At 70.9% G+C, this 2,019-nt stretch carries 3 protein-coding genes and 1 pseudogene; 1 reads left to right on the top strand and 3 read right to left on the bottom strand.

All coding sequences use genetic code 11. The features are described 5' to 3' along the window. Window positions 1-143: pseudogene (locus ABZ646_RS45785) on the bottom strand (MarR family transcriptional regulator); the annotation flags it as partial. Between the two features lie 63 nt (window positions 144-206). Between ABZ646_RS45785 and ABZ646_RS45790 the strand changes: the two are divergent. After that, window positions 207-575 (top strand): VOC family protein, encoded by a 369-nt coding sequence (locus ABZ646_RS45790; RefSeq protein WP_360533493.1) that lies wholly within the window; start codon window positions 207-209, stop codon window positions 573-575. Window positions 576-685: 110 nt separating this feature from the next. On the opposite strand, the gene ABZ646_RS45795 is transcribed toward ABZ646_RS45790, so the two are convergent. Continuing rightward, complete coding sequence (locus ABZ646_RS45795; protein WP_360533499.1) at window positions 686-1,672, bottom strand: acyl-CoA dehydrogenase family protein; 987 nt, start codon at window positions 1,670-1,672, stop codon at window positions 686-688. Beyond that, window positions 1,672-2,019: acyl-CoA dehydrogenase family protein (locus ABZ646_RS45800; protein ID WP_360533496.1), on the bottom strand; the 348-nt coding region annotated here is incomplete at its 5' end. The genes ABZ646_RS45800 and ABZ646_RS45795, both read right to left, overlap by 1 nt.

The raw sequence follows: 2,019 nt of genomic DNA on the forward strand, positions 1-2,019 counted from the left end.
AGTTCGAGGCAGGAGTAGTGCGTCACGGTCATCCCGAGTGGCCGCAACACCTCCTCCATGGCTGCGCGCAGGGCGCTCGAAGCCTCTTTCAGCAGGTAGCCCAGTGACTTGTCCAGATCGACGCCGAAACCGTTTTGACTCATGTCAGCATTCTGACATACATTGCCTCGTGTCAGGAATCTGACACGTAGAGAAGGAGCATCACCATGCCCGCCACCGGCCCCGACTTCATCTCCCTCCAAGTACGCGACCTCAACGGTTCGCAGGCGTTCTACGAGCAGTACCTCGGCCTCGTTCGCTCGCAGGCCGGTCCCCCGCACGCCGTGGTCTTCGAGACGAAGCCGATCGCGTTCGCACTGCGCGACGTCCTGCCCGGCACCGATCTCGCCTCCGTCGCCCAGCCCGGGGCGGGTGTCGCGCTCTGGCTCCACGCCACCGACGTCCAGGCCATCCACGACGCGCTCGCCGCCGACGGTCACACCATCGTCTCGGCACCGATCGACGGCCCCTTCGGCCGTACCTTCACCTTCGCAGACCCCGACGGCTACCACGTGACTCTTCACGACCGCACCTGACAGGCCGGACGCCGCCGACGCTCACCGCTCCGCCGAAGACCACCGGTCGCTTCCGCGGGGCTTGCAGCAGCTCGGCAGTTCCCGAGAACGGGCTGGTACGGCAGCGCGGTTCAGGGGGCGAGGACGCGGGCACGGCAGGCGGAGGGCGTGCCCCAGGCAGTCCGCAGGGCTCGGGCCTTGCGGATCCACAGGGACAGGTCGAGTTCCTCGGTGTATCCGACCGCCCCGTGGCACTGCAGGGCCGCACGGGCCGCGAAATACGCCGCCTCACCAGTGGCGACCTTGGCCGCCGCGATGTCCCGGCCGGCCCGCGGCGCTGCGGACGCCAGGGAGAGGGCGGCGGCATGGACGAGCGGCTCCGCGAACTCCAGGCCGATGAGGACGTCCGCGAGACGGTGTTTGACGGCCTGGAAGGAACCGATCGCTCGACCGAACTGGTGGCGCCGGCGAACGTGGGCGACGGTCTGCTCCAGCAGCGCCCGGCCCACCCCCAGGGCCTGCGCCGCGGTGGCCAGGGCGGCGACGTCGGCGGCGTGCGCGGCGGCGCGCGGCACCTGCGGTCCCTCTGCCAGGACGGTGCCGCCCGTCGGCCGGGACAGTCGGCGGGCCGGGTCCGCGGACTGCTGAACGGGCCCCGTGGACGCGGCAACGCGTACGGTGCCGCCCGCCACGAGCAGAACCAGGTCGGCGGCATCCGCGTCCAGCGCGTAGGGGCTCTCGTCGGTGAACGGGTTGACGGTCGTGACGGTCTTCCCGGACCCGATGCCGGGCAGCCAGGTGGCGGCGGTGCGGTCGCCCAGGCGGTCCAGGAGGGTCGCCGCGGCGACGGTCTCCACGAGCGGGCCAGGGACCGCATGTCGCCCCAACTGGGTGAAGGCCACGGCGAGTTCGACCGGGAGCAGCCCCAGTCCGTCGTACTCCTCGGGCGTGGCCAGGCCGAAGACGCCGGACTCCGCCAGGCGGGCCCACAGAGTTCGTCCGGGGCTCTGGTCGCCACGGGCCCACGCGCGGACGGCGCCCGGAGTGTCCGCCGCCGCGAGCATGCCGTCCAGCGAACGTGCGAACTCCCGCTGTTCGTCGTCGAGGAGGAACCGCATCACCGGCGTCCCTTCGGCAGGCCGAGCAGCCGCTCGGCGATGATGTCACGCTGGATCTCGTTGGTGCCCGCGTAGATGGGTCCGGCCAGGGAGAACGTGTAACCCTCCGCCCAACTACCGTCCCCGGGCGCCTCGTCGGCGGTATCGGCGAGTTCACCGTACGAGCCGAGCAGGTCGAGCGCCGTCTCGTGCAGAGCGATGTCCAGTTCGGACCAGAACACCTTGTTCATGCTCGACTCCGCGCCGATCGACCCGCCGGAGGCGATCCGTGCGGCGCCGGCGTAGGTGAACAGCCGGTAGGCATGGGCGCCGATGACCGCGTTGGCGACGCGGTCACGCAGCGCGGT

The sequence above is a fragment of the Streptomyces sp. NPDC007162 genome, from assembly GCF_040634175.1.
In the GTDB taxonomy this organism is placed as follows: Bacteria; Actinomycetota; Actinomycetes; order Streptomycetales; family Streptomycetaceae; genus Streptomyces.

What these genes read in the sequence shown, in the direction of transcription:
- ABZ646_RS45790 (WP_360533493.1), top strand. Translation starts at nt 207, where the DNA reads ATGCCCGCCACCGGCCCCGACTTCATCTCCCTCCAAGTACGCGACCTC.
- ABZ646_RS45795 (WP_360533499.1), bottom strand. Translation starts at nt 1,672, where the DNA reads ATGCGGTTCCTCCTCGACGACGAACAGCGGGAGTTCGCACGTTCGCTG.